This is a genomic window from Pantoea sp. PGP6, assembly GCF_053474785.1.
Genome location: NZ_JBQBMA010000001.1, coordinates 566,341 through 589,638, shown reverse-complemented (window position 1 = coordinate 589,638; position 23,298 = coordinate 566,341). Strand labels below are relative to the sequence as shown.

General features: G+C 57.6%; 24 protein-coding genes and 1 other RNA gene. 9 read left to right on the top strand and 16 right to left on the bottom strand.

All coding sequences use genetic code 11. The features are described from left to right. Positions 1 to 196: 196 nt before the first annotated feature. Together rnpB and rsmI are read right to left on the bottom strand one after the other, a co-directional pair. Positions 197 to 575: RNase P RNA component class A (gene rnpB, locus ACLIBF_RS02855), an RNA gene on the bottom strand. 33 nt (positions 576 to 608) lie between these two features. Beyond that, positions 609 to 1,472, bottom strand: a complete 864-nt coding sequence (rsmI, locus tag ACLIBF_RS02850) for a 16S rRNA (cytidine(1402)-2'-O)-methyltransferase (protein ID WP_031377220.1) — start codon at positions 1,470 to 1,472, stop codon at positions 609 to 611. A 62-nt stretch (positions 1,473 to 1,534) separates the two neighbouring features. Between rsmI and ACLIBF_RS02845 the strand changes: the two genes are divergently transcribed. Genes ACLIBF_RS02845 through dolP form a run of 4 tightly spaced genes read left to right on the top strand, consistent with a single transcriptional unit; the run spans position 1,535 to position 5,143 of the window. Beyond that, positions 1,535 to 3,601 (top strand): penicillin-binding protein activator, encoded by a 2,067-nt coding sequence (locus ACLIBF_RS02845; protein ID WP_069729049.1) that lies wholly within the window; start codon positions 1,535 to 1,537, stop codon positions 3,599 to 3,601. Further along, positions 3,559 to 3,954 (top strand): YraN family protein, encoded by a 396-nt coding sequence (locus ACLIBF_RS02840; protein ID WP_031376378.1) that lies wholly within the window; start codon positions 3,559 to 3,561, stop codon positions 3,952 to 3,954. Before ACLIBF_RS02845 ends, ACLIBF_RS02840 begins: the two co-directional genes overlap by 43 nt. Positions 3,955 to 3,968: 14 nt before the next feature. Continuing rightward, a complete protein-coding gene (gene diaA, locus ACLIBF_RS02835; protein WP_031376379.1) occupies positions 3,969 to 4,556 on the top strand; it encodes a DnaA initiator-associating protein DiaA in 588 nt (195 codons plus the stop codon). A gap of 14 nt (positions 4,557 to 4,570) precedes the next feature. Further along, entirely contained in the window at positions 4,571 to 5,143 is a 573-nt protein-coding gene (dolP, locus tag ACLIBF_RS02830) for a division/outer membrane stress-associated lipid-binding lipoprotein (RefSeq protein WP_031376380.1), read from the top strand. A 53-nt stretch (positions 5,144 to 5,196) separates the two neighbouring features. Here dolP and ACLIBF_RS02825 read toward each other — a convergent pair whose 3' ends face one another. After that, positions 5,197 to 5,901 carry a pirin family protein gene (locus tag ACLIBF_RS02825; RefSeq protein ID WP_031376381.1) on the bottom strand — a complete coding sequence of 235 codons (705 nt, stop codon included), beginning with the start codon at positions 5,899 to 5,901 and terminating at the stop codon, positions 5,197 to 5,199. A 129-nt stretch (positions 5,902 to 6,030) separates the two neighbouring features. On the opposite strand from ACLIBF_RS02825, the gene ACLIBF_RS02820 reads away from it, so the two are divergent. Further along, positions 6,031 to 6,930, top strand: a complete 900-nt coding sequence (locus ACLIBF_RS02820; RefSeq protein ID WP_031376382.1) for a LysR family transcriptional regulator — start codon at positions 6,031 to 6,033, stop codon at positions 6,928 to 6,930. Between the two features lie 37 nt (positions 6,931 to 6,967). Here the strand turns inward: ACLIBF_RS02820 and ACLIBF_RS02815 are convergent, their stop codons facing one another. From ACLIBF_RS02815 to pmbA, 11 genes are all read right to left on the bottom strand, one after another. Then, positions 6,968 to 8,878: a BglG family transcription antiterminator gene (locus ACLIBF_RS02815; RefSeq protein WP_031376383.1), complete on the bottom strand. Its 1,911-nt coding sequence runs from the start codon at positions 8,876 to 8,878 to the stop codon at positions 6,968 to 6,970. 126 nt (positions 8,879 to 9,004) lie between these two features. Next, a complete protein-coding gene (gene dagF / locus ACLIBF_RS02810; RefSeq protein ID WP_031376384.1) occupies positions 9,005 to 9,745 on the bottom strand; it encodes a 2-dehydro-3-deoxy-phosphogluconate aldolase in 741 nt (246 codons plus the stop codon). After that, positions 9,742 to 10,863, bottom strand: coding sequence for a DgaE family pyridoxal phosphate-dependent ammonia lyase (locus ACLIBF_RS02805; protein WP_046289267.1), 1,122 nt, complete (start codon positions 10,861 to 10,863; stop codon positions 9,742 to 9,744). Before ACLIBF_RS02805 ends, dagF begins: the two co-directional genes overlap by 4 nt. After that, positions 10,847 to 11,977 carry an amidohydrolase/deacetylase family metallohydrolase gene (locus tag ACLIBF_RS02800; protein ID WP_279810033.1) on the bottom strand — a complete coding sequence of 377 codons (1,131 nt, stop codon included), beginning with the start codon at positions 11,975 to 11,977 and terminating at the stop codon, positions 10,847 to 10,849. Before ACLIBF_RS02800 ends, ACLIBF_RS02805 begins: the two co-directional genes overlap by 17 nt. Before the next feature lie 43 nt (positions 11,978 to 12,020). Then, positions 12,021 to 12,662, bottom strand: a complete 642-nt coding sequence (locus tag ACLIBF_RS02795) for a DUF4310 family protein (protein ID WP_031376386.1) — start codon at positions 12,660 to 12,662, stop codon at positions 12,021 to 12,023. Positions 12,663 to 12,674: 12 nt separating this feature from the next. After that, the gene (locus tag ACLIBF_RS02790) at positions 12,675 to 13,451 is read right to left on the bottom strand and encodes a DUF4311 domain-containing protein (protein ID WP_031376387.1); all 777 of its coding nucleotides are present in this window, start codon (positions 13,449 to 13,451) and stop codon (positions 12,675 to 12,677) included. A 131-nt stretch (positions 13,452 to 13,582) separates the two neighbouring features. Next, a complete protein-coding gene (locus ACLIBF_RS02785; RefSeq protein ID WP_031376388.1) occupies positions 13,583 to 13,882 on the bottom strand; it encodes a DUF4312 family protein in 300 nt (99 codons plus the stop codon). Positions 13,883 to 13,884: 2 nt separating this feature from the next. After that, positions 13,885 to 14,247 (bottom strand): SFCGS family glycine-rich protein, encoded by a 363-nt coding sequence (locus tag ACLIBF_RS02780; protein ID WP_089561919.1) that lies wholly within the window; start codon positions 14,245 to 14,247, stop codon positions 13,885 to 13,887. Between the two features lie 7 nt (positions 14,248 to 14,254). After that, on the bottom strand, positions 14,255 to 14,590 hold the full coding sequence (locus ACLIBF_RS02775; protein WP_031376390.1) for a glycine dehydrogenase: 336 nt from the start codon (positions 14,588 to 14,590) through the stop codon (positions 14,255 to 14,257). A 295-nt stretch (positions 14,591 to 14,885) separates the two neighbouring features. Next, entirely contained in the window at positions 14,886 to 15,272 is a 387-nt protein-coding gene (cybC, locus tag ACLIBF_RS02770; RefSeq protein ID WP_031376391.1) for a cytochrome b562, read from the bottom strand. Positions 15,273 to 15,339: 67 nt separating this feature from the next. Continuing rightward, a complete protein-coding gene (gene pmbA / locus ACLIBF_RS02765) occupies positions 15,340 to 16,680 on the bottom strand; it encodes a metalloprotease PmbA (protein ID WP_031376392.1) in 1,341 nt (446 codons plus the stop codon). 114 nt (positions 16,681 to 16,794) lie between these two features. Between pmbA and yjgA the strand changes: the two genes are divergently transcribed. Next, positions 16,795 to 17,337: a ribosome biogenesis factor YjgA gene (gene yjgA / locus ACLIBF_RS02760; RefSeq protein ID WP_031376393.1), complete on the top strand. Its 543-nt coding sequence runs from the start codon at positions 16,795 to 16,797 to the stop codon at positions 17,335 to 17,337. A gap of 482 nt (positions 17,338 to 17,819) precedes the next feature. Here the strand turns inward: yjgA and mpl are convergent, their stop codons facing one another. Then, positions 17,820 to 19,172: a UDP-N-acetylmuramate:L-alanyl-gamma-D-glutamyl-meso-diaminopimelate ligase gene (mpl, locus tag ACLIBF_RS02755; protein ID WP_448309288.1), complete on the bottom strand. Its 1,353-nt coding sequence runs from the start codon at positions 19,170 to 19,172 to the stop codon at positions 17,820 to 17,822. Between the two features lie 168 nt (positions 19,173 to 19,340). Between mpl and fbp the strand changes: the two genes are divergently transcribed. After that, a complete protein-coding gene (fbp, locus tag ACLIBF_RS02750; protein WP_031376395.1) occupies positions 19,341 to 20,348 on the top strand; it encodes a class 1 fructose-bisphosphatase in 1,008 nt (335 codons plus the stop codon). A gap of 220 nt (positions 20,349 to 20,568) precedes the next feature. Here the strand turns inward: fbp and ACLIBF_RS02745 are convergent, their stop codons facing one another. Further along, a complete protein-coding gene (locus tag ACLIBF_RS02745) occupies positions 20,569 to 22,128 on the bottom strand; it encodes a methyl-accepting chemotaxis protein (RefSeq protein WP_279810029.1) in 1,560 nt (519 codons plus the stop codon). A 171-nt stretch (positions 22,129 to 22,299) separates the two neighbouring features. On the opposite strand from ACLIBF_RS02745, the gene ACLIBF_RS02740 reads away from it, so the two are divergent. Together ACLIBF_RS02740 and ACLIBF_RS02735 are read left to right on the top strand one after the other, a co-directional pair. After that, positions 22,300 to 22,710 (top strand): lysozyme inhibitor LprI family protein, encoded by a 411-nt coding sequence (locus ACLIBF_RS02740; protein WP_069729046.1) that lies wholly within the window; start codon positions 22,300 to 22,302, stop codon positions 22,708 to 22,710. Between the two features lie 63 nt (positions 22,711 to 22,773). Then, complete coding sequence (locus tag ACLIBF_RS02735) at positions 22,774 to 23,223, top strand: DUF441 domain-containing protein (protein WP_031376398.1); 450 nt, start codon at positions 22,774 to 22,776, stop codon at positions 23,221 to 23,223. The last annotated feature ends 75 nt before the right edge of the window (positions 23,224 to 23,298 follow it).

The window sequence follows — 23,298 nt, the reverse complement described above, 5'->3', positions numbered from 1 at the left end:
AGGCTTTTACAACGGCGAGGACTATCTGTACCGAGTGAACATCGGAAGAAGCGATTATTGAAACGACAATAAAGGTAGTAGATGCCGTTGCGACGCAACGTATGAGGAATGTGAACAATAAGGTTGCTGTATCCCAATTTGTATCCCAAAATCTGCGATAACCAGTTGAAATACAACAACCTATTGTTTTTGAAGAAGTCGAAGCTGACCGTTAAGCCGGGTTCTGTCGTGGACAGTCATTCATCTAGGCCAGCAATCACTCACTGGCTCAAGCAGCCTACCCGGGTTCAGTACGGGCCGTACCTTGTGAACCCCTATTTGGCCTTGCTCCGGGTGGAGTTTACCGTGCCACGAACTGTTGCCAGTCGCGCGGTGCGCTCTTACCGCACCCTTTCACCCTTACCTGATCCCATTACTGGGCCATCGGCGGTTTGCTCTCTGTTGCACTGGTCGTAGGCTTGCGCCTCCCAGGCGTTACCTGGCACCCTGCCCTATGGAGCCCGGACTTTCCTCCCCTCTGCCCGTCTCCCCACAAGTGAGGACGACGACAAAGCGGCGACTGTCTGGTCAGCTTCGGCGCGGGATGATAGGGCATTCGCCGCCATTTGTCACGCCTCTTGCTGCTCCAGCGCATATTTGTAGAGCGCATTTTTCTTCACGCCATGGATCTCAGCGGTCAGGGCAGCGGCTCGCTTAAGCGGTAACTCTTTCTGCAACAGCGCCAGCGTGCGCAGTGCGTCAGGCGGTAGCGCCTCTTCGTCCGCCTTGTGGCCTTCGACAATCAGCACCATCTCGCCTTTGCGACGATTTTCATCCTCTTTCACCCACGCCAGCAGCTCGGCGACAGGCGCACCGTAAATCGACTCCCAGGTTTTGGTCAGCTCGCGCGCCAGCACCACATACCGGTCCGCGCCCAGTTCGGTCACCATGTCCTGCAGGCTGTCCAGCAGACGGTGGGTCGATTCGTAGAAGATCAGGGTACGTGGCTCCTGCACCAGCGCACGTAAGGTATCGCATCGGCCTTTGGTTTTGGCCGGCAGAAACCCTTCGTAACAGAAACGATCGGACGGCAATCCGGCAGCACTCAGGGCGGCGATAGCGGCACAGGCGCCTGGCAGCGGCACCACCCGAATCCCGGCTTCGCGACAGCGCCGCACCAGATGGTAGCCGGGATCGTTAATCAGCGGCGTGCCTGCATCGGAAACTAAGGCTATGCTTTGCCCCTCTTGCAGCTTCGTCAGCAGCAGCTCGGCCTTCTGTTGCTCGTTGTGGTCGTGAAGTGCGAAGAGTCGCGCAGTGATGGCGAAATGTTGTAGCAACAGCCCGGTATGACGTGTATCTTCCGCAGCGACCAGATCGACGCTCGAAAGCACCGTCAGCGCCCGCTGGGTGATATCACCCAAATTACCAATCGGGGTTGGAACGATGTAGAGCGTGCTGGCAGAAATCTCTGCCCGATCGAGTTGTTTCATTGTTTCATCCGAATTGCCGATTTAATATTGAGCATCTTGAAAAAAACATCACTGGATACAGTATGCTTCCTTCAAAAGTCGTTCGTCGTAAAGCAGGACGCTTTCTGCCTGTCATTCTTGCCGGGCTGATTTTAGCCGCGTGTAGCGGTCAGGGGCCGCAAACCTCAACCGTCAATATTCAGGGGCCTGCTACCGCCAGCTCAGCCTATTATCTGCAACAAGCGCAGCAGAGCAGCGATGATAGCAAGACCGACTGGCAATTACTTGCAATCCGCGCCCTGTTGAAGGAAGGAAAGTATCCTGAGGCGACCCAGCAGCTCAGCCAGCTGCCGCAACAGCTTTCAGACACCCAGCAGCAGGAGCTATTGCTGTTGCAGGCGCAGTTGCAGCTGTCAAAACAGCAGGTCAAAGAGGCGCAGTCGCGTTTAGAGCAGGTGAAAACCAGCGCGCTGTCGCAGGATCAGCTGGCCCGCTATTACGGTTTGCAGATTGCTATCGCCCAGGGCCGCCCTTCGCTCTCGCTGCTGCGTACCTATATTGCGCAGGAGCCGCTGCTGAAAGGCCCGGATCATCAAAGTAATATTGACGCCACCTGGCAGGCACTGACGCAGATGCCACCGCAGGAAGTCAGTAATCTGGTGATCAACGCCGACGAAAATGTTTTGCAGGGCTGGCTGGATCTGCTCGCGGTCTGGCGTGCCAATACCCAGGATGCTGAGATGCTGAAGTCCGCCATTAAAGACTGGCAGACCCGTTATCCGCAGAACCCGGCAGCCAAAACCTTACCGACTCAGCTGAGTCAGATGCAGAACTACACTAAAGCCTCCACCAGCATCATTGCGCTGTTGCTGCCGCTGAACGGCCAGGCGCAGGTGTTCGCCAATGCGATTCAGAAAGGCTTTAATGACGCCAAAAATGGCGCACTGACGCCAGCGCCGCAGCCGGCGGCTACCCAGCCCGCGACAGCGGATGCTACCGCCAGTGCACAGCCCGCCTCTGCTGATGCGGTCGTCAGTCCTTCTGCTGCGCCAATCAGCGCGCCGCAAGCGCAGCCTGCCGATGCGGCAACGCCACAGCCGGCCGCCGCACAGCCTGCTGCAACCCAACCCGCGGCGACGCAGCCAGCCGCCGCACAACCGGCCAGCAATGCGCAGATCAAAGTCTACGACACCAGCAGCCAGCCGATTCAGCAGGTGATGCAGCAGGCACAGCAGGATGGCGCCACCATCGTGGTTGGCCCACTGCTGAAGAGTGACGTTGAGCAGGTCGCTAACAGCCAGACGCCATTAAATGTGCTGGCGCTTAACGAGCCGGAAAAGATCCAGAACCATCCGAATATTTGTTATTTTGCGCTTTCTCCTGAAGACGAAGCGCGCGATGCCGCGCACCATATCTGGGATCAGGGCAAGCGTCAGCCGCTGTTGCTGGTGCCACGCAGTGGACTGGGCGATCGCGTGACTAACGCATTTACTCAGGAGTGGCAGACGCTGGGCGGCAGCACCGTGCTGCAGCAGCGCTTCGGTTCCACCGCTGAGCTGAAACAGGGCATCAACAGTGGCGCAGGCATCAGTTTATCCGGCACGCCGGTTAACGCCGCACCTGCCGAGCCGCAGGGCGTCTCGATTGCGGGCGTGAACATTCCGGCTCCGCAGCAGAGCACGCCAGACGTCGCCAGCCCCAGCGGTGACGGCGCGGTCGATGCGGTCTATATCGTCTCAACACAAGGCGAGCTGCAGCTGATTAAACCGATGATCACCATGCGTACCGGTAGCCGCAGCAACATCGCGCTGTATGCCAGTTCCCGCAGTGCCCAGGCGGGTGCCGGTGCCGACTTCCGGCTGGAGATGGATGGCCTGCAGTTCAGTGATATTCCGCTGCTCTCCGGCAACAATCCGGGTCTGATGCAGCAGGCGTCTAAGTCCTTTAACAATGACTATTCGCTGGTGCGTCTGTATGCGATGGGAATTGATGCCTGGACGCTGGCGAATCACTTTAACCAGATGCGTCAGTCACCGGGCTTTACGCTGGACGGCAATACCGGCAAGCTCAGCGCCGATGCGGATTGTGTGATCAACAGGAAGTTGACATGGAACCAGTATCGTCGGGGCGAAATCGCGCCGGCCAACTAAATCGCCGTCAGATTGGTGCCGGGCACGAACAGCGTGCCCGCCGCTATCTGGAGCAGGCAGGCCTTAAATGGGAAGCCAGCAATGTCCATTGTCGCGGCGGGGAACTTGACCTGATTATGCGCGACGGGCACTGTTGGGTGTTTGTCGAAGTTCGCTACCGGCGCGATGCGCGTTACGGTGGAGCCCTCGCCAGCGTGACCCGCGAGAAACAACATAAGCTGCTGCGTGCTGCCGCTCTCTGGCTGGCACAACGCGGCGGCAGTTTTGAAACAGTGAATTGCCGTTTCGACATCATCGCCATTACCGGCACGGCGCTCGAGTGGCTGCCGAATGCCTTTAATGCAGACGTTTAGAACCAGGTGGTCGTGTGCAGGACAGAATTAAAGCGTGTTTTACCGAAAGTATCCAAACCCAGATTGCCGCTGCAGAAGCGTTGCCCGATGCCATTTCCCGTGCGGCGATGACGCTGGTGCAGTCGTTACTGAACGGCAATAAAATCCTCAGCTGCGGCAATGGTGCCTCATCAGCCAATGCTCAGCACTTTGCCGCCAGCATGATCAACCGTTTCGAAACTGAGCGCCCCAGCCTGCCGGCGCTGGCGTTGAGTGCCGACAATGTGATGCTGACCGCGATTGGCAACGATCGCCTGCATGACGAGGTTTACGCCAAGCAGGTGCGGGCCCTCGGCCAGGCGGGCGACGTACTGCTGGCCATCTCCACGCGCGGTAATACCCGTGACATTGTTAAAGCCGTTGAGGCGGCAGTGACGCGCGATATGACTATCGTTGCGCTTACCGGGTATGATGGTGGCGAACTTGCCGGACTGCTGGGCCCACATGATGTGGAAATTCGCATCCCGTCGCACCGCAGTGCCCGTATTCAGGAGATGCACATGCTGACCCTCAACTGTTTATGCGATCTGATCGATAACACCCTGTTTCCACACCAGGAATGACCGAAGGAGCTCCAATGAAAGCATTGAACGCTGTAGCCATCCTGTTAACCGCAATGCTGCTGCAAGGCTGTGTTGCCGTGGTTGCCGGCAGCGCCGCTGTCGCCACCAAGACGGCCACCGATCCACGCACCGTCGGCACCCAGGTCGACGATGGCACGCTGGAATTACGTGTCTCTAACGCCTTAGCCAAAGATCAACAAATCAAAAGTGATGCCCGCGTTATCGCTACCGCTTATCAGGGCAAAGTCCTGCTGACCGGCCAGGCCCCTTCGCAGGAGATCGCCGACCGGGCTAAACAGATCACTATGGGCGTTGATGGCGCAACCGAGGTCTATAACGAAATTCGTATCGGCCAGAAAGTGACGCTGGGAACCTCTTCTTCGGATACCTGGATTACTACCAAAATCCGTTCGCAGCTGCTGGGCAGCGATCAGGTGAAATCATCCAATGTGAAAGTCACCACCGAAAATGGCGAAGTGTTCCTGTTGGGTCTGGTAACGCCGCAGGAAGCCCAGGCAGCGGCCGATGTGGCCAGCCGGGTAAGCGGCGTTAAGCACGTGACCACCGCGTTCACTATGCTGAAGTAAACCCTCAGACAGCAAAAAGGCGGCCATGGCCGCCTTTTTTTATGGCTGAATCATCAGACCGGGATATCAATAATTAACGCCCGGGTGGCCGTTTTCGCCGTCAGCCTGAGCTGCTGTTCTTCCTGCAAAAATGCCCCATCACCACAGCCGAGTTTTTCCTGATACTCGGTACCAGAGACAGCGTCCAGCGAGCCATGAATCGATTGCAGATAGGCGCGCGGACCGTGTAACTGCATCGAATGCTGTTCACCGGGTGCCAGTTCCACCTGATGAATCCACACCTGCTGGCGCAGTTGCAGACTGCCGTCCGCGCCGTCTGGCGAGGCCAGCAACTGGGTGGTTTGCCCTTCTGACAGCGCGATTTTCTGCATCCGTGGGTTTTCCCGCTCCGGACAGGCGGCCAGCCACAGTTGCATCCGCGTCAGCGGGCGCTCTTTACTCAGGTTGATCTCGCTGTAACTCACGCCCGGCTGAGCAGAGAGCAGCAGCGCTTCCCCTTCACGTACGGTGATGTGGTTGCCCTCGCTGTCGCGGTATTCCGCTTCACCCTGCAGCACGATGTTCAGCACATCGACCTGCGGATAGGTGCGCGGCTGAAAAGCGGCGCCCGGTGCCAGCACTTCCTGGTTGAGTACCCGTAGCGAGGCATAACCCATCAGTTTAGGATCAAAATAGTGGCCAAAAGAGAAACTGTAGCGCGCCTGCAACCAACCGAAATCGGCCTGACCACAAGCGGACGCACTGCGTGTTGTTATCATTGTTTACCTCCAGCATCCGGTGGCGAGGATCGGCCACGGACTTTATGCCCATATGGTAAAAGTCTGGACGCCGGATTGTTAGCCAGTTAATCTGCCTGGCATGTTCAAATTTCCTGACAGAGAACCGGGATGGCTAAAGAGCGTGCGTTAACCCTTGAATCTTTACGCGTTATGGATGCGATTGATCGACGCGGAAGTTTTGCAGCAGCCGCTGACGAGCTGGGCCGGGTGCCCTCCGCTCTCAGCTACACCATGCAAAAACTGGAAGAGGAGCTGGATGTGGTGCTGTTTGACCGTTCCGGCCACCGCACCAAGTTTACCAACGTGGGACGCATGCTGCTGGAGCGTGGCCGGGTGCTGCTGGAAGCGGCCGATAAGCTGACCACCGATGCGGAAGCGCTGGCGCGCGGCTGGGAAACCCATCTGACCATCGTCACCGAAGCGCTGGTGCCGACCGAGGCATTGTTTCCGCTGGTGACGCGGCTGGCTGACAAAGCCAATACCCAGTTTTCGCTGGTCACTGAAGTGCTGGCTGGCGCGTGGGAACGGCTGGAACAGGGACGGGCCGACATTGTGATTGCCCCCGATCTGCACTTCCGCGCCTCAACCGAGATCAACACCCGCAAGCTTTACACTATGATGAGTGTCTATGTCGCCAGCGCCGACCACCCGATTCATGACGAACCCGAACCGCAGTCTGAAGTGACGCGCGTGAAATATCGCGGTATTGCAGTGGCGGATACCGCGCGTGAGCGCCCGGTGCTGACCGTTCAGCTGCTGGACAAGCAACAGCGCCTGACCGTCAGCAGCATGGAAGACAAACGCCGCGCCCTGCTGGCCGGCCTGGGCGTCGCCACCATGCCCTATTCGCTGGTTGAGCAGGATATTGCCGAGGGCCGTCTGCGGGTGGTGAGTCCGGAATATACCCGTGAGGTAGATATCATTATGGCGTGGCGTCGTGACAGCATGGGTGAAGCCAAAGCCTGGTGCCTGCGCGAGATCCCCCGCCTGCTGGCGAAAAAGAACTGACTCTCTCCCCGCGCTGCCGGGGAGCATCCCTTCACTCTTATAACCGGCTGAGACAGTCGATCGCCACCGCCTTAAAGCAGGCGAAATCCGTACTGTCACGCAGCCGGCTCATCGCCCTTTCGCGCAGAAACGTCACGAACAGATCGTAGATCGCCATCGCTTCTTCATATTCACTTTTGCTGATTGCCAGCAGAAAAATCACGTAGGCGGTGTCGTCTCCCCAGGCGATGCCGTGCGGTGCCAGCACGGTATAGACCACGGTTTTCTTCGCCAGCAGCCCCAGCGAGTGCGGCAGCGCAATGCCTTCGCCCAGCATGGTGCTGACAATCGCTTCGCGCTCCTCTACCGACGGATAAAATGCTGAATCAACATACCCTTCCGCTTCCAGCTGGTCACAGAGTTGCCGAAACAGTTCAGACTGCGTCATCGGCCGGTCAACAATGTGAAAATGCTGAGCATCAAAAAATTTAGCCAACATGTAAGGCCGGGTGCGATCCACCAGTACCAGCTTGCCTATCTGCTCCAGCTGGAAACCGGTCGGGAACGGCGACATCACCACCACCGGCTTCTCTTTTTCGCTGAGGCGAATGGTTGAGATGACGAAATCCTCATCAATCCGGCTGCGCGCCTCATATTCCCGCTGCGACAATCGCGCCGTCACCTGCAGCTGCGGATACCTGCGTAGCAGCATCGCCTCGATCATGCGTAAGGTTGAATTACCACTGTCGCACACCAGCAGCACCTGCGGATGGCGCTGATAGCCGACATCATAATGCCGCTCCAGCCCGACGCCGATATGCAGCACCAGAAAGCCGATTTCGTTTTCGCTGATTACGTAAGGAGTATATTTGCCCCAGCTGGTTACCGCCGCCAGCGTGACGTCATAGGCCATCGGATAGTGCTGTTTGATGTTGCTCAGCAGCGGATTAGGAATGTGAATCTGGTAGCGCACCCGGGTGATCATGGTTTTGATATGGGTGAGCAGATCGGCACGCAGCTGCTGGTCGTTTTGCAGGTTGAAGTTGTAATGGGTATTGATAAAACTCAGCAGATAATCGACCAGGGCGTCGGCATCATCGGCATTGATGGCGCTGGGGGCGATCGCCTGGATACGGCGCGCGGCGATATTCACCCGCAGCCAGTTCTCCTCAGCGGGCGAGATCGGTTTGCTTACCAGCGGCCGCATCAGGTTAATCAGCTGGTGCGCCGCTTCCCGCACCTCGTCGCCAATCTCTTCAGCGCCGGGATCGTTGAGCGGATAGCCCTCACTGATGCGCCGAACCGCCACGGCACAGTAGAGCCGCAGGTAACGTTCGCCTTCATCACTGATGCGGATGTTGTGTTGGGCAAAGCAGCTTTGCAACAGCGGACGCAGCGTATCGAGCATGCCGCTGTTTAACGCTTCGATCGTCAGCAGCGGGCTGTCCGGCTGCGCCTGATCGATCTCCCACAGCAGATCGGTCAGGCAGGTACGGATCGCCACTTCGCTGCCAAACAGCTTCATGCCGTAGTGCGGTTTGCTCTCGATCGTCAGGTGATAGCGACCCAGCCACTCCCGCACTTCCGCCATATCATTTTGTAACGTGGCGCGGCTGACGAACCACTCTTCCGCCAGCTCCTCAAGCTTGATCGAATAGGCCGCGGTGAGAAACCGGGTCAGTAAATAGCGCACACGATCCGGCGAAGTACGCGGCACCCGCAGCGGCGATGCGGTCTGCTGTTGCAGGTGCTGGAAACGCTGAGCATCCTCAATCTTCAACTGATAACCTGCGCCGCGGTTCAGGATAAACTGCGCGCCGTGCTGCGCCAGCAGCGCATTCAGCGCGGTGATATCGGTGCGTACGGTGCGCGTCGACACGGCAAAACGCCGCGCCAGTTCATCCTGGGGCAGCGTTTCGTTTTGCAGGGCATCAAACAGTTGCGCAAGGCGCTGATTGGGAAATCTCACGATGGTTTACCTGTTGCTGCGGTTGGAAAAAAGCCGGGATTCAGCGGTCAGCCTACGGGGATCGTGGGGCAACGTCCATGTTGTCTGACGCCCACCCGGTTAGCGGCGGGCGTCTGGCAAAGATCCTCAGGCCAGCAGCTTTTTACAGATTGCCAGCAGTTGCTGCACATCTTCAATACGGGTTTCACCGCTGGCTTTATCAATGATCGAACTGTAGACGTGCGGGATCACTTTACTGACGCCCGCCTCCAGCGCGATACGAATGATCTGCTCAACGTTATCCAGATCGATACCACCGGTTGGCTCCAGCCAGAAATCCTGTCTGGCGCAGGCTTCCGCCACCGCACGATATTCATCAATCGTCTGCAGGCCGCCCATCGGGAAGTACTTCACCGAGCTGCCACCCATGTCCTGCAGCATGGCGATGGCGGTGCCGATCGGAACGATCGCGTCGTCGCTTTTTGCGCTGCGGGGTCCGGTGGAGATTTTTACCTTGCCCGGCGTGCCGGTGGGCGAGATCAGACCATTGACCACCGTCTGCGACTGACCCAGCAGCGCACGGCTGGTGGCGACGCCGGTGAACACCTGGTTCACATGCTGCGGTTGCAGTACGGCCGAGATCTCACTCACCATCTGCGACTGACCCGGATCGCCCGCTCCCAGGCCGACCGACAGCGCATTATCGATCAATGCGGCATATTCCCGCATATCAGCGATCGCTGCCTCATTACTGGCGTAGTTTTTTGACAGAACGCCGACCAGCACGTGTCCTTCCGCCGCCTGCCAGATGGCGCGTGCATTCTCTTTCGATCCTGCCAGCACGTTAAGGCACAGGCGATCCTGATAAAAATTAGGTGTCAGCGTCATGCGTTTTTCTCTCCGGTTAACAGCGCCTGAATACGGGCAAAAATGGTCTGCAACTGATCGGCGCTGACGCTGCGCACGTCCGCCTCAATGATCCCTTCGTTGGCTTTGTAGCCGCGAAAATAGATGGCGGTGTCACCCTTTTTCAGCGCCTGCACCAGATCGCCGGTACGCTGCTGGATCGTCGCCTCATCAAAGGCGATCTCGGCACGGGCGATATCCCGTCCCGCCGCATCCCACACTACCCGGGCAGTGACGCCTTTCAGTTGGTTAAGCTGGTTGATAAACGGCGTCATTTTTTCCACCATCTGCGCGCCGCTGATTTTCGGCTGCGTCAGATAGTTTTCAATGGCCTGCGTCAGGCCAAGAATGCCCTCTTTGCCGACTTTCATCGCACGGCCAATGCCGTTGGTCTGACGTTTCACCCACTCAACATAGTCATGACGGCCAATCACCAGCCCGCTGGTCGGGCCTTCGATCGCTTTTGCACCGCTGTAGATCACCAGATCCGCACCCGCCTGGTAATAACAGTGCAGATCTTCTTCTGCGGCCGCATCGACGATCAACGGTACGCCATGTTCACGCGCTACTGCCGCCGCCTGCGCCACGTCGAGGTGGCTTTTCTGCACGCAGTGATGCGATTTTACATAGAGGATCGCGGCAGTCTGTGGGGTGATCGCCGCTGCCAGCTGTGCTGGCGAACACTCATTGCTGTAGCCCGCTTCGACCAGCTGTCCGCCGCCCAGCGTCACCATGCTGCCGACCGGCGCACCGTAGTTAACGTTATGCCCTTTTGGTACCACAATCTGATGCGGCACGCTGAGCGGCGCCGCGTGCAGATTATCCAGCAGCCAGTGGTTATCTTTAACGATTACCGCCGCCACGCTCTGAGCGATGCCGGCTGAGGCGCAGGAAACCACCAGCGCATTCTCCACGCCAAGCAAACCGGCAATGTAGGCACCGGTCTTGTCCACCAGATCCTTCATTTCGAAGTAGTGATCGAGTCCATATTTTACCGTATCGATCACATCAGAGGTCGGGGTTGAAACCCCAAGAATCGTCATACGGCCAGAGGCGTTAATCACCGGCTTCAGGCCATATTTTTCATATACCGAGCTCATTTGCTGCTCCTTCTTCTGTCGCGATCCACTGACCGGCGACCACTGCCGCCAGCGGGACCAGATGCTGCTCACCCGCCACCTGTTCACCTTCTGAATCGATAAACGGTCGGGTCTGTTGTTTGATGGTAAAAATGGTCAGGTCGGCGTCGTAACCTACCTCCAGCCGGCCTTTACGCGTCAGGCGCAGCGCGTCCGCCGCGTGGGCCGTGACGCAGTTAATCACCTGCGGCAGCGTCATGCCGACGCTGAAAAATTTCGACATCACGTGCGCCAGGTTGTGTACCGGACCCGCCAGCCGGTTGCGGCAATAGATGTCGGAGCTGATGGTGTCAGGCAGAATGCCCTGAGCGATGGCCACGCGCGCGACCTCAAAGCTGAAGCTGGCGCTGCCGTGGCCGACATCCAGCCTGACGCCACGAGCGATAGCCTGCTTTACCGCAGCCTTCAGTTCACCCTGCGGCGTCAGAATGCGGTTGGGTTTGCCGTTAAAACAGTGGGTAATGATGTCGCCGGAGGTCAGCAAATCGGCAATCTGCGCCAGATCGGGCGGATTGTTACCGATGTGAACCATCAGCGGCAGGCCGCCTGCTGCCTGCTGGATCGCTTTGGCTTTTACCAGCGGCTGAACACCGTTTTTGCCCACTACGCTGCTGCTGATGCGCGCCTTAAGGCCAACGATAAAATCGGGCAGTCGGGCCACCGCCTCTGCCACCGCCTGCCCGTCAATCTGCGTCATGTCAGCCAGTTCATTCTGGGTGACAATGCCGGTGCGGGCGATGTTGATCAGCGCATAAACCTGGGTCTGAGCCGTGCGCGTCAGCTGATAGAAATCATCAATGTGCTGCGCGCCGGTGCTGCCGGCATCCACCACGCTGGTGACGCCATGACTGACGCCGATTGCATCCGCCTCATCATGATAAATCGGGGATTTCGGGTAGCAGTGAACGTGGGAATCGATCCAGCCGGCGCTGAGGTAGCAGCGGCCAGCCAGATCGCGCTCGCTGTGCGCCTGGCCCTTTACCTCGCCGATGGCGGCGATTTTGCCGTCCTGCAAGGCAATATCCACCACCTGCTCATCGCTGAGGCGTGCACGGCGAATAATTAAGTCGAACATGGTGACTCCTTAGCGGCGGCCCGCTGCCGGACCGCCGGTGACATCAGAGCGCAATCGGGAAAATCGCACCAAGGATCATCGCACCGAGAATAGCGCCGCCGGTAATGGGCTTGTTCCACAGGTAGAACAGTAACGCGCCCAGCAGCGAACCGAGGCCGATCGGAATGGAGGCGGCCATCGCTGACAGAATGATCAACGGCCCAAGGAAGCGGCCCGAGGTGTTACCGGCCCCCATCATCACGTCGGCTCCGTAGGTGGAGTCGCTCTGATTGATGGTGAATTTACGCGCCAGAATAATCAGGTAGCCAATCGCCACACCGATGACCAGACCGGTGACCAGCGAGGCGGCAAAGTTAGCGACCGGGAAGATGATGCCGGCACCCAGCAACAGCGCCGGAACGCCCAGCCCGACGCCGGTCTGAATCGCGCCGCCGATATCGAGAATACCGACCAGCGATCCTTCAATAATGCGGGCGAACAGAAAGCTGGCACCGAATGCGGCGACCGCGCCGTAGACGCCGGTCTCCATGCCAGCACGCAGCATCGAGACAAACGCCACCTCGTTAAAAGCGCCAATGCCATACAGGTAGTACATGTGTGTCCCGGCAAACACGCCGGATGAGAGCAGGCCAACAAAGATCGGGAAAGACCAGTCGGCGTACCAGAAGCCTTTATTTTCGTTCATCAGCATCGCCTCTTATTTGCCGCTTACTGAGTTATGAATCATCTCGAGCCAGCCAGGAATGCCGAGCTGGAAGGACTGCAACAGCTTCATGTCGAAGCCGCGGAAGAAACCGCTGAGGACAAACAGCAACACGATGGCGGTCATCATCACTTTGGTGACCTTGTTCCAGCCGCTCTCTTCCACGCCTTTGCCGATCAAAATACCCAGCACCAGTCCCGGCACGGCGTTACCCATAATCAGCTGCGCCAGGCCGCCAAAAATGGTGGCCCAGAAGCCCGATTTACGGCCCGCATCAATCGCCGCCAGCCAGAAGATCACCGGCATTACGGTATTGACCAGCAGGTTAGCCGCTGGCACCAGCACCTTCACCGCGGTGACCTGCAGCGCGGCCGGTACGGCTGAGGCAGTAGAGTTGAGGAAGGCCACTACGATCATGCCGATGATGCCGCAGGCGATAGCCATTTTTTTCGGGTCGTGCAGCGTTTCGGCCACGTTGCGGTTTTTGATCATCAGCGCCGCGGCGCCCCAGTTTGGAATGATGCGGTGATCCACATCCTGCGTGAACGAACCGGCTGCAACAGAAGATGCCCAGGCGTTAAAGAAGAAGCCAAGACCAAAGGAGAAGTGAGAGGCTGGATCGCCTTCGCACGAGTTGAGTTCGCCCAATGTACGAAAGGCGCCCATCCCCTGGGTGGTCGGCGCGTGAAACATCCGCGCAGCGCCGGCACCGACGCCGACACCTACCAGCCCGCCAATGATCAACGACTTAAACAAAATGATTAAAAACATGTTGTTGTACCTTTGTTGTCGTTTTTACCCATCACGCGTCAGCCGTCGCCTGGCCGTAGCCTTGACCGCCGCGAAGCTGCGGCCAGCGCGCCGTCGGGCAACCGGCTTTCTGACATGAAAGGGCACTGTTTTTAAGGTGTCACCGTGAACGTGACCTGTTCGGTGTCGAAAACGGTGACGCTGACGGTGATCTCCAGCTCTACGCTGTAGGTCCGCCGTTGGCGCGCCAAAAAGAAGAACAGAAATTTTTCGGTTTTGACGCTCTCCCGTGCGTTCAGCACCCGGACATCCTCGGGCTCTATCCGCAGCAGAATTTTTTGCGTCGCGCGCAGAACCTGGTTCTGTACGCGACTCAGGGCATCCGCAAAGGCTTTCGCTTTGCTGTCGCCTTTTCCCTCTACCGTCACCTGCGTAACGTATTGTTGTTTCATGATCAGCTGCCGTACTTCTTGTTCCAGGCCTGCACCAGCCGTTCGCCCAGCTCTTCTTTATCCATGAAACCGAAACCCAGTACGGTAGCGCCTTCGTTGATGGCAGTGACGCCTTCATCGATCGACCGCATCCCGTGTTTCGCCTTGTAGCCATATTTGTTCTGTGCGGTGATGGCGCCTGCGCCGCCGCTGCCGCAGAAGGAGATACCGAAATCGGCATTTTCCGCCTTCATCACGTCGCCAAGCTTCATGTCTGCCGCCACGCCGGGTACCACCACCGCGCGTCCACCGGCTTTCTCGATACCTGCCGCAACTTTCTGCCCTTTACCTAAACGATCGCCAATCACTACGGTTACCATGTTCACGTCCTCTTCAGTTGTTTGATCGGGCGACTTCGATATGCACCGAGAGCAGCCATGCTTCTTCGCGTGGCAGATTGCCAAACAGATCCACCACCTGCTGCGCCAGCTGCAGCGTTTCCGGCGGGATATCCTCAAACAGCTCGGCTTCCACTTCTGGCAGCGGCTCACCGCTCAGGGAGCGGGATGCCATCGCACCGACATGTGACACCAGCATCTGCTGCTGGACCGCATTCGGCACAATGCCGTGCTGCTGGTAGATCGTCGCAATCTGCGCCATTACCCTGTCTGCCAGCTGCTGCACTTTCTCCGGTGGCGCGTCTTGCACCGGAACGCCGTTATTGCTCACCTTGCTACTCCTGTTAGACCGGATAATTCGCGTTGAAAATAAATTACCCCTGATAGCGATCTCTGTGGAGACGCAACATTTCCAGCACCAAGCGGAAATCGAGGTGAAGAGCGTGCGCCAGATCGCAGGCTGCACGTTTAATGCGACTCAGCGCCCAGAATGCGTTAAATGTGTGTAATGTCATCAGGATGCGCGCAGGCTGTGCGGTGACGTTCAGCGAGGTGAGCGGTAAAACGGTGAGTAATAAGCAGAAGTGATGATAAAAATCGCCGGTCGGGGGTGACCGGCGCGGGCGTTAACGGAATTTCTTATGGTTAGCGTTGCGGATGTCGTCAAACTTCGCCGCTTCGCGTTTCGCACCGTCGACGTTATTGGCTTTTGCCAGCGTACTGACCACATCAATCTGTGCAATCAGCGAGTCGATACCGGCGTGAAAATCTTTAACCTGTGCGCTGTCAGCCGGCTGGCCTTCCAGCTTGTCCGGTGTACCCTTACGCGCATCCTGCGCCGCGGCACGCATTTTGGTCAGCGCCTGCTGCATCTCCTGCGCATCGTCGGTTTTCTTGACGATCTTCAGATTGGCATTCAGCGTATCCATATCCTGTTCCAGATCGGCCGCATAGAGGCTGACGCTGGAGAACAACAGAGAAGCAGACAACATTGCAATCACATGCTTACGCATCGCTCTTTCCTTTCTTATTGTGATGAAAAAAAAGCAGCCATCAGGCTGCTTTCAGAATCCATCTTTCTTATTGTCCCGCTATCTTCATTTCAGGCAGTAACACCGAACCGCACTGGATGTTGCTGCGGGTTTCGATGTCATCACCGACGGTCACCATGTTGCGCCACATCTCTCGCAGATTGCCGGCGATGGTGATCTCACTGACGGGATACTGAATTTCGCCATTCTCGACCCAGAAACCGGCCGCACCGCGCGAGTAATCGCCGGTAATGGCGCTGACGCCCTGCCCCATCAGTTCGGTGACCACTAAGCCGGTCCCCATCTGCTTCAGCAGGTCGTCAAAGCTGTGGCCCTGACCGGCGATGCGCCAGTTATGGATGCCACCGGCATGGCCGGTGCTGGTCAGGCCAAGTTTGCGGGCGGAGTAGCTGGTCATTAACCAGGTTTGCAGCACGCCATCTTTAATGATGTCGCGCGCCTGGGTCCGCACGCCTTCGCTGTCGAACGGCGTCGACGCCAGACCTTTCAGCAGGTGCGGCTGTTCGTTAATCGTCAGCCACTCTGGCAGGATCTGCTGTCCCATTGAATCGAGCAGGAAGGTCGATTTGCGGTAGACGCTGCTGCCGCTGATCGCCCCGACCAGATGGCCGAACAGACCGGTTGCCACTTCAGCGGCAAAAATCACCGGCGCTTTCATGGTGGAAAGCTTACGCGGTGCCAGACGCGACAGCGTGCGACGCGCACATTCCGCGCCCACCCACTCCGGGCTCTGCAAATCTTCAAATGCGCGGCCAATGGTGTAAGCGTAATCGCGCTCCATGTTGCCATCCTGCTCGGCAATCACGCTGCTGGAGAGCGAGTGACGGCTGGAGCAATAGCTCTGCAACATGCCGTGGCTGTTACCAAAGACTTTGATACCGACGTGGCTGTTGAAGCTGCCGCCTTCGGTATTGATGATGCGTTTGTCTGCCCGCAACGCCGCCTGTTCCGCCTGTGCCGCCAGCTCAATCGCGCGATCGGCATCGATCTCCCACGGATGATAGAGATCCAGATCGGGCGCGTCGTACGCCAGCAGGTCAGCATCCGCCGGACCGGCAAACGGATCGGGCGAGGTATAACGCGCAATATCGATTGCCGCCTGCACGGTGCGTTTAATCGCGTCCGGGCTGAGATCGGTCGACGAGGCGCTGCCTTTACGATTCTGATGATAAACGGTGATGCCAAGCGCGCCGTCGCTGTTGAATTCGACGTTTTCCACTTCACCGTAGCGGGTGCTGACGCCGATGCCAGTGGTTTTACTGACCGCCACTTCCGCGCTGTCAGTGCTTGCTTTAGCCAGTTCGAGCGCCTGCGCAATCGCCTGCTCTAACACTTTTCGCTGTTCTGCAACCTGAGTAGATACGTTCATCGACCTGCCGTCTAATCTTATGTATGTATGATTTGAGTCTATCAGAGTCAGAGAACAATTTCGCAGTCACCCGATAAACTGGTAGGATTAGCCTCTTTTTTTGGGAGTCCACTAATGACCAAACAGCCCGATGAGTGGCTCGACGATGTGCCAGATAATCATGAAGAAGAAGATGAAGAGATTATCTGGGTCAGTAAGAGCGAAATAAAGCGCGACGCTGAAGAGCTGAAACGCCTGGGTGCCGAACTGGTCGACCTGGGCAAAAATGCCCTTGATAAGATCCCGCTGGATGAGCGCCTGCGTGCCGAAATCGAACTCGCGCAGCGTATTAAGAAAGAGGGTCGCCGTCGCCAGTTGCAGCTGATTGGTAAAATCATGCGCAGCATGGACGTCGAGCCGATCCGCCAGGCGCTGGATAAGCTGAAGAACCGCCACAACCAGCAGGTTGCGCTGTTCCATAAGCTGGAGATGTTGCGTGACCGCCTGATTGAACAGGGCGATGACGCCATGACGGATGTGATCGCCCTTTATCCTCAGGCCGATCGTCAGCAACTGCGCAGCATGATCCGCAACGCGCAGAAAGAGAAAGCGGGCAACAAGCCGCCGAAATCTGCGCGACAGATCTTCCAGTATCTGCGCGAGCTGGCCGAAAGCTAAGCGATGTCGGGGCGGGCAGTTTGCCCGCCTGCAGGCAGCGTTACGCGACCCGATGCCGCTGTGCCATCACAGCCGGCGTTTACCGGCAGCGGCCGGACATCCGCGATTATCCCCAATCCTCTGCCGCAGTCCGACGCGCGCTTCCAGACCCCAGGATGCACGGCCATTCTCTGCATGCTCAGGCTACGGGTGAGTAAACGATCGGGCATTGTCTTTGTCGGCCCGCTTATTTATCCCGCCCCGGCGCGCTTTCAGGCAGTTCGCTGCCGATCATTCTCACGACAGACGCCACATCACGCGCATTTGCTTCAGCTCAGGAGGCTATTCACCGCGCGCGGCGATAAGGTTTCTGTCGCTGCACGGTGATACGTTAAGGATGCCGTGGCGTGTGAAGTCAGGAGCGGTGAAGTCTGGCGGGAAATAAAATGCGGGCCGGAGTCAGGTTAAGGTAAAAAAAAGCGCCCCGGCGGGCGCTTGTTCTGTTAAGCCAGTTTATCGAGCAGCTTCTGATGAATGCCGCCGAATCCGCCGTTGCTCATCACCAGAATCGAATCACCCGGCTGCGCCGCTTTGGTAATCATCGAGACCAGCGTATCGATATCCGCGGTGGTGTGCGCCGGCTGCCTACAGGCGTCAGCCACGTCTGAAACCTGCCACGGGATGTGGTGCGGCTGGAACAGGAAAACTTCGTCAGCACGCGCCAGCGACGGTGCCAGTTCGTTTTTATTCACGCCCATTTTCATGGTGTTCGATCGTGGCTCCAGCACCGCCAGAATTCGTGCCGTTCCGCCCACTTTGCTACGCAGCGCAGCCAGAGTCGCCAGAATCGCGGTCGGGTGATGCGCGAAATCGTCATACACTTTGATGCCGTTGACCTCGCCGCGCAGCTCCAGCCGGCGACGCGCGTTGATGAAGCTGTTCAGCGCCTGGCCGGCATCTTCCGGCTTCACGCCGACATGCCGCGCTGCGGCGATCGCCATCAGTCCGTTGTGCATGTTGTGCTCACCGACCAGCGCCCAGTTCACCTCGCCCACTCTGGCGCCATCAAGCCACACTTCCCAGTGCGACGCATCCGCAGTGAGTTTTTTCGCCTGCCAGCGGCCGTGTTCGCCGATACTCTCCTGCTCGCTCCAGCAGCCCATCGCCATTACCTGCCTGAGGTTGTGATCGTTTTCGGGCAGCAGGATCTTACCCTGCCCCGGCACGATCCGGATCAGATGATGGAACTGCTTCTGGATCGCCCGCAGATCGTCAAAAATATCCGCATGATCGAATTCAAGGTTATTGAGGATCAGCGTGCGCGGGCAGTAATGGACAAACTTGGATCGCTTATCAAAAAACGCGCAATCGTACTCATCCGCTTCGATCACGAAGAATGGACTTTTTCCTAATTTTGCCGAGACGTCGAAGTTTCCTGGCACACCACCAATAATGAAGCCTGGTTCCAGCCCGCAGGCCTCCAGAATCCACGCTGCCATGCCGGCTGTGGTGGTTTTGCCGTGGGTTCCCGCCACGGCCAGTACCCAGCGATCGCGTAGCACGAAGTCGTGCAGCCACTGCGGGCCAGAGAGGTAAGGAATGTTGCGTTCCAGAACGGCTTCCACACAAGGATTGCCACGCGTCATCGCATTACCGATGATCACTAAGTCCGGTGCCGGGTCGAGCTGGCTTGCGTCATAACCTTCTGTCAATTCAATGCCTTGCTGCTCAAGCAGTGTGCTCATTGGCGGGTAAACGTTGGCGTCCGAACCGGTCACCTGATGGCCAAGCGAACGGGCCAGCATCGCCAGACCGCCCATAAACGTGCCACAAATCCCAAGGATGTGAATGCGCATAACGAGATCCATTACTCAAAAGTTCGGCGCACAGTGTAACGCTGCTCGCAGACGGAAGAAACGGATTAGGACTATGGTTTTTGAAGTTCAATCGGCTAAACTGCGTACGCATACGTTGGCAGACTGTTACGCATGCTGCCACTCCATCGAAGATTCAGGGAATGTGTTATGAAAACGTTAGGCGAATTTATCGTCGAGAAGCAACACGACTTTCCGCACGCCACAGGTGAACTGACGGCGCTGATTTCAGCCATCAAGCTGGGTGCCAAAATTATCCACCGCGACATTAACAAAGCCGGTTTAGTGGATATTCTCGGTGCCAGTGGGGTTGAGAATGTTCAGGGTGAGCAGCAGATGAAATTGGATCTGTTCGCCAACGAAAAACTGAAAGCGGCATTGAAAGCCCGTGGCATCGTCGCCGGTATCGCGTCTGAAGAAGAGGACGAGTTCGTTATCTTTGAAGGTGAGGAAAACGGTAAGTACGTGGTGTTGATGGATCCGCTGGATGGGTCGTCGAACATCGACGTTAACGTTTCTGTCGGTACTATCTTTTCTATCTATCGCCGCGTCAGTGAGCCGGGTACGCCGGTTGTCGAAGCTGACTTTATGCAGCCAGGCAACAAGCAGGTCGCTGCCGGTTACGTGGTGTACGGTTCGTCAACCATGATGGTCTACACCACCGGCGCAGGCGTGCATGCGTTCACCTACGATCCGTCGCTGGGCGTCTTCTGCCTGAGCCACGAGCGCATGACCTACCCGGAAACCGGTTATACCTATTCGATTAACGAAGGTAACTACATTCGTTTCCCGCAGGGCGTGAAGAAATACCTGAAGTTCTGTCAGGAAGAGGATATTGCTACGCACCGTCCTTACACTTCCCGCTATATCGGATCGCTGGTCGCCGATTTCCACCGTAACCTACTGAAGGGCGGCATCTATCTCTACCCAAGCACCGCCAGCCATCCGCAAGGTAAGCTGCGTCTGCTGTATGAGTGCAACCCGATGGCATTCCTCGCGGAGCAGGCAGGCGGTAAGGCCAGCGATGGTCAGAAACGTATTCTGGATATCCCGCCGGTCACGCTGCATCAGCGCTGCCCGTTTTACTGCGGTAACGAGGCGATGGTCAACGACGTTGAGCGTTTCCTGGGCGAATTCCCGGATTGCCGCCAGGGCTAATCTGGCGACAATCAAAGGGCGCGAATATCGCGCCCTGACGTTATTAAACAGGCCCTGGCTCAGGGAGTAAACGTCCTCCGCAAAGACGCAAAAATGCCATCCGTGGCTGCTCAGCGTGTGCCATCCGTGGCCCGCGATGCTTTGCTACTGACGAGTGCTCCCATCACATTGAGTTGGTCTGCTGTCTGAGGGCGCGAATATCGCGCCCTTTTTTTTGCTTTCAGGCCGGCTGCAAGCGGAACTGCGCCATGGTCGCCTGTAGCTGACCGGACTGGGCCTCCAGCGACTGGGTCGCCGCAGTTGCCTGCTCCACCAGCGCGGCGTTCTGCTGTGCGGCTTCATCCATCTGCGTTACTGCCAGGTTGACCTGCTCAATGCCGCGGCTCTGCTCGTCAGAGGCCATCGAGATCTCTTTCATCAGCGCGGTGACGCGCATCACCTCGCCTGAAATTTCATCCATGGTTTCCCCGGCACGCGTCGCCATCTCGCTGCCCTCTTTGACCCGCGTCTGCGAATCCCCGATCAGCGTACGGATCTCTTTGGCGGCGTTGGCGCTGCGCTGCGCCAGGGTGCGCACTTCATTGGCAACCACCGCGAAGCCGCGGCCCTGCTCACCGGCGCGCGCCGCTTCAACCGCTGCATTAAGCGCCAGGATATTGGTCTGGAAGGCGATACCGTCGATTACGCTGAGAATGTCACCGATGCGATTGGCGCTGTCGGTGATCTCATGCATTTTCTCCATCACGTAGCACACCACTTCGGCGCCGCGATCGGCGGTATCTGACACCGCATTCGCCAGCTGATGTGCCTGCTGCGCGTTACTGGCATTGAGCCGCACCGTTGCGGTTAACTGCTCCATGCTGGCTGCAGTCTGCTCCAGCGAGGCTGCGGACTCTTCGGTGCGCTGCGACAGATTGACGTTGCCCGCGGCCAGTTCACGGCTGCCGATGTCGATTTGCAGGCTGGCTTCCCGCACCTGGCTGACCGAGGCGCGCAACGCCTGCTGCATCTCTGCCAGCGCATGGTTGAGCCGTCCCAGTTCATTGTTACCGGCTGCCGGCAGGGCTTGTGATAAGTCCCCGGCGGCAACCTGCTCGAGATGCACAATGGCGTTGTTAAGCGGCTGAAGTAGCATCCGGCGCAGCAGCTGCCAGGCGAGCACCAGCAACAGCAGCGTCAGCACCACCGCAACGGCGATCAGAACTTTCATTTTGGTTTCGTTATAGGCCGCCTGAGCCAGCTGCGCGGCGGTTACCTGATTGGCGTACTGGCCGAAATCATCCACCGCTTTGCTGTAGCGGGCAGCCAGTGAGGCCAGGTTGCCCTCCAGCAGCTGGTAATATTCGTCGGTATATTGCTTATCCAGCGCGCTCATCATTGGCCGGATGCCCTGCTCAAGATAGGCTTTGTAGCTGCCTGCCACCGCATCCGCCAGCTTTTTGCCGTGTGCCGTGACCGTGCCCGCATCAATAAAACGCTTCAGGTTCTGCTGTGATGTCAGCACATCGGCCTGTGCCAGCTTAGTGACGCCGGCCCCCTCTTCCAGCAAACCAATTTCAATTTTTCTCACCGCCAGCGCCGCGTTGGCGCGGGCGCGCATTAAATCCGCGTTGCTCTGATACAGGCTGTTCAGCTCAACTCCCTGAATGCGATTAATCACATCCAGCGACCGGTTCCCTTTGTTAATTGCCACGATACCCATAAAACTCACCGCCAACAGCAGCAGTGTCATAAATGCCAGCAATGCCAGCAACCCCGTGCGAAGTGATAACTGTTTCATCTTGATAGTTTCCGTGTATGAGAAAAGGCGAAATTTCCAGCGGCCCTAAAACGGAACAGGTATCGGCCATCACCCCGCTAAACTTTAACCTTAATGAATGGTTATCGACTTGATCATCACGGAGACATCTATCAAGCTGGACGCCGCTTATCAGTTACCCGGGGAAGAATAATGAAAACAGGATGGCTTCTGGCCCTGCTGTTGGCCAGCAACGTGGCAATGGCGCAGGATCGGCCGGCGGATGCCGCTCTGGCGCACTGCCTGAACGGCGCATCGTCCACCCTTGCGATGAATCAGTGTTATGCCGCAGCCAGTAAAGCCTGGGATCAGGAGATGAATAATCAGTATGGCAAACTGATGAACCGGTTAACCGGCGAGCCTAAAAACAGCTTGCGTCAGGCCCAGCGTGCCTGGCTCAGCTACCGCGACAGCTGGCTGGCGGCCAGCCGCAGTCAGCTCAGCGCGCAGGGCACGCTCGGCAGCGTGGCGCTGAGTGCGCAGAGCGTCAGCCTGGTGCGTAACCAGGCGCTGATGTTGCAATCGCTGAGCACCGGCAGCTGCGCTAATCCGGATGATTGTTGATTACCACCCGTTTATGCGCTGGCTGAAGTCCTCAGCGCATCCATTCATTTTCAGGGAGAAACCATGGCTGCTTATGCCTCGACCATTATTCTGATCTGCCTCGCCATTCTGAGTTATTTCGTTCACAACAACGCCGTCACCATCTCCATTCTGGTGCTGCTGGCGATCAAGATTACGCCGCTGGCGCAATTTTTCCCTTACGTAGAGAAGCAGGGCATTACCTTAGGCATCATTATCCTGACCGTGGCGGTGATGGCGCCGCTGGCCAGCGGATCGCTGCCCGCCTCAACCTTGCTCAAATCCTTTGCCAACTGGAAGTCGATCGTGGCGATTCTGGTCGGCATTTTTGTCGCCTGGCTGGGCGGTCGCGGCGTTAACTTTATGAGCGTTCAGCCCTCGGTCATTGGCGGGTTATTGATTGGTACGGTGATTGGCGTGGCGTTTTTCCGCGGCGTGCCGGTCGGACCGCTGATTGCAGCCGGGATTGTTTCGCTGTTTGTCGCGGCAAAGTAGCGTTAGGGTGCATTCCGAAACGCCAAAAAGAGGGCATACTTTCAGAGTCAGTTGGCTATAATAGCCGACACTCAA

Bases quoted from the DNA above. Each gene is read 5' to 3' on its own strand.
- rsmI (WP_031377220.1), bottom strand. From the start codon at position 1,472: ATGAAACAACTCGATCGGGCAGAGATTTCTGCCAGCACGCTCTACATC.
- ACLIBF_RS02845 (WP_069729049.1), top strand. From the start codon at position 1,535: ATGCTTCCTTCAAAAGTCGTTCGTCGTAAAGCAGGACGCTTTCTGCCT.
- ACLIBF_RS02840 (WP_031376378.1), top strand. From the start codon at position 3,559: ATGGAACCAGTATCGTCGGGGCGAAATCGCGCCGGCCAACTAAATCGC.
- dolP (WP_031376380.1), top strand. From the start codon at position 4,571: ATGAAAGCATTGAACGCTGTAGCCATCCTGTTAACCGCAATGCTGCTG.
- ACLIBF_RS02825 (WP_031376381.1), bottom strand. From the start codon at position 5,901: ATGATAACAACACGCAGTGCGTCCGCTTGTGGTCAGGCCGATTTCGGT.
- ACLIBF_RS02820 (WP_031376382.1), top strand. From the start codon at position 6,031: ATGGCTAAAGAGCGTGCGTTAACCCTTGAATCTTTACGCGTTATGGAT.
- dagF (WP_031376384.1), bottom strand. From the start codon at position 9,745: ATGACGCTGACACCTAATTTTTATCAGGATCGCCTGTGCCTTAACGTG.
- ACLIBF_RS02805 (WP_046289267.1), bottom strand. From the start codon at position 10,863: ATGAGCTCGGTATATGAAAAATATGGCCTGAAGCCGGTGATTAACGCC.
- ACLIBF_RS02800 (WP_279810033.1), bottom strand. From the start codon at position 11,977: ATGTTCGACTTAATTATTCGCCGTGCACGCCTCAGCGATGAGCAGGTG.
- ACLIBF_RS02795 (WP_031376386.1), bottom strand. From the start codon at position 12,662: ATGAACGAAAATAAAGGCTTCTGGTACGCCGACTGGTCTTTCCCGATC.
- ACLIBF_RS02790 (WP_031376387.1), bottom strand. From the start codon at position 13,451: ATGTTTTTAATCATTTTGTTTAAGTCGTTGATCATTGGCGGGCTGGTA.
- ACLIBF_RS02785 (WP_031376388.1), bottom strand. From the start codon at position 13,882: ATGAAACAACAATACGTTACGCAGGTGACGGTAGAGGGAAAAGGCGAC.
- cybC (WP_031376391.1), bottom strand. From the start codon at position 15,272: ATGCGTAAGCATGTGATTGCAATGTTGTCTGCTTCTCTGTTGTTCTCC.
- pmbA (WP_031376392.1), bottom strand. From the start codon at position 16,680: ATGAACGTATCTACTCAGGTTGCAGAACAGCGAAAAGTGTTAGAGCAG.
- yjgA (WP_031376393.1), top strand. From the start codon at position 16,795: ATGACCAAACAGCCCGATGAGTGGCTCGACGATGTGCCAGATAATCAT.
- mpl (WP_448309288.1), bottom strand. From the start codon at position 19,172: ATGCGCATTCACATCCTTGGGATTTGTGGCACGTTTATGGGCGGTCTG.
- fbp (WP_031376395.1), top strand. From the start codon at position 19,341: ATGAAAACGTTAGGCGAATTTATCGTCGAGAAGCAACACGACTTTCCG.
- ACLIBF_RS02745 (WP_279810029.1), bottom strand. From the start codon at position 22,128: ATGAAACAGTTATCACTTCGCACGGGGTTGCTGGCATTGCTGGCATTT.
- ACLIBF_RS02740 (WP_069729046.1), top strand. From the start codon at position 22,300: ATGAAAACAGGATGGCTTCTGGCCCTGCTGTTGGCCAGCAACGTGGCA.
- ACLIBF_RS02735 (WP_031376398.1), top strand. From the start codon at position 22,774: ATGGCTGCTTATGCCTCGACCATTATTCTGATCTGCCTCGCCATTCTG.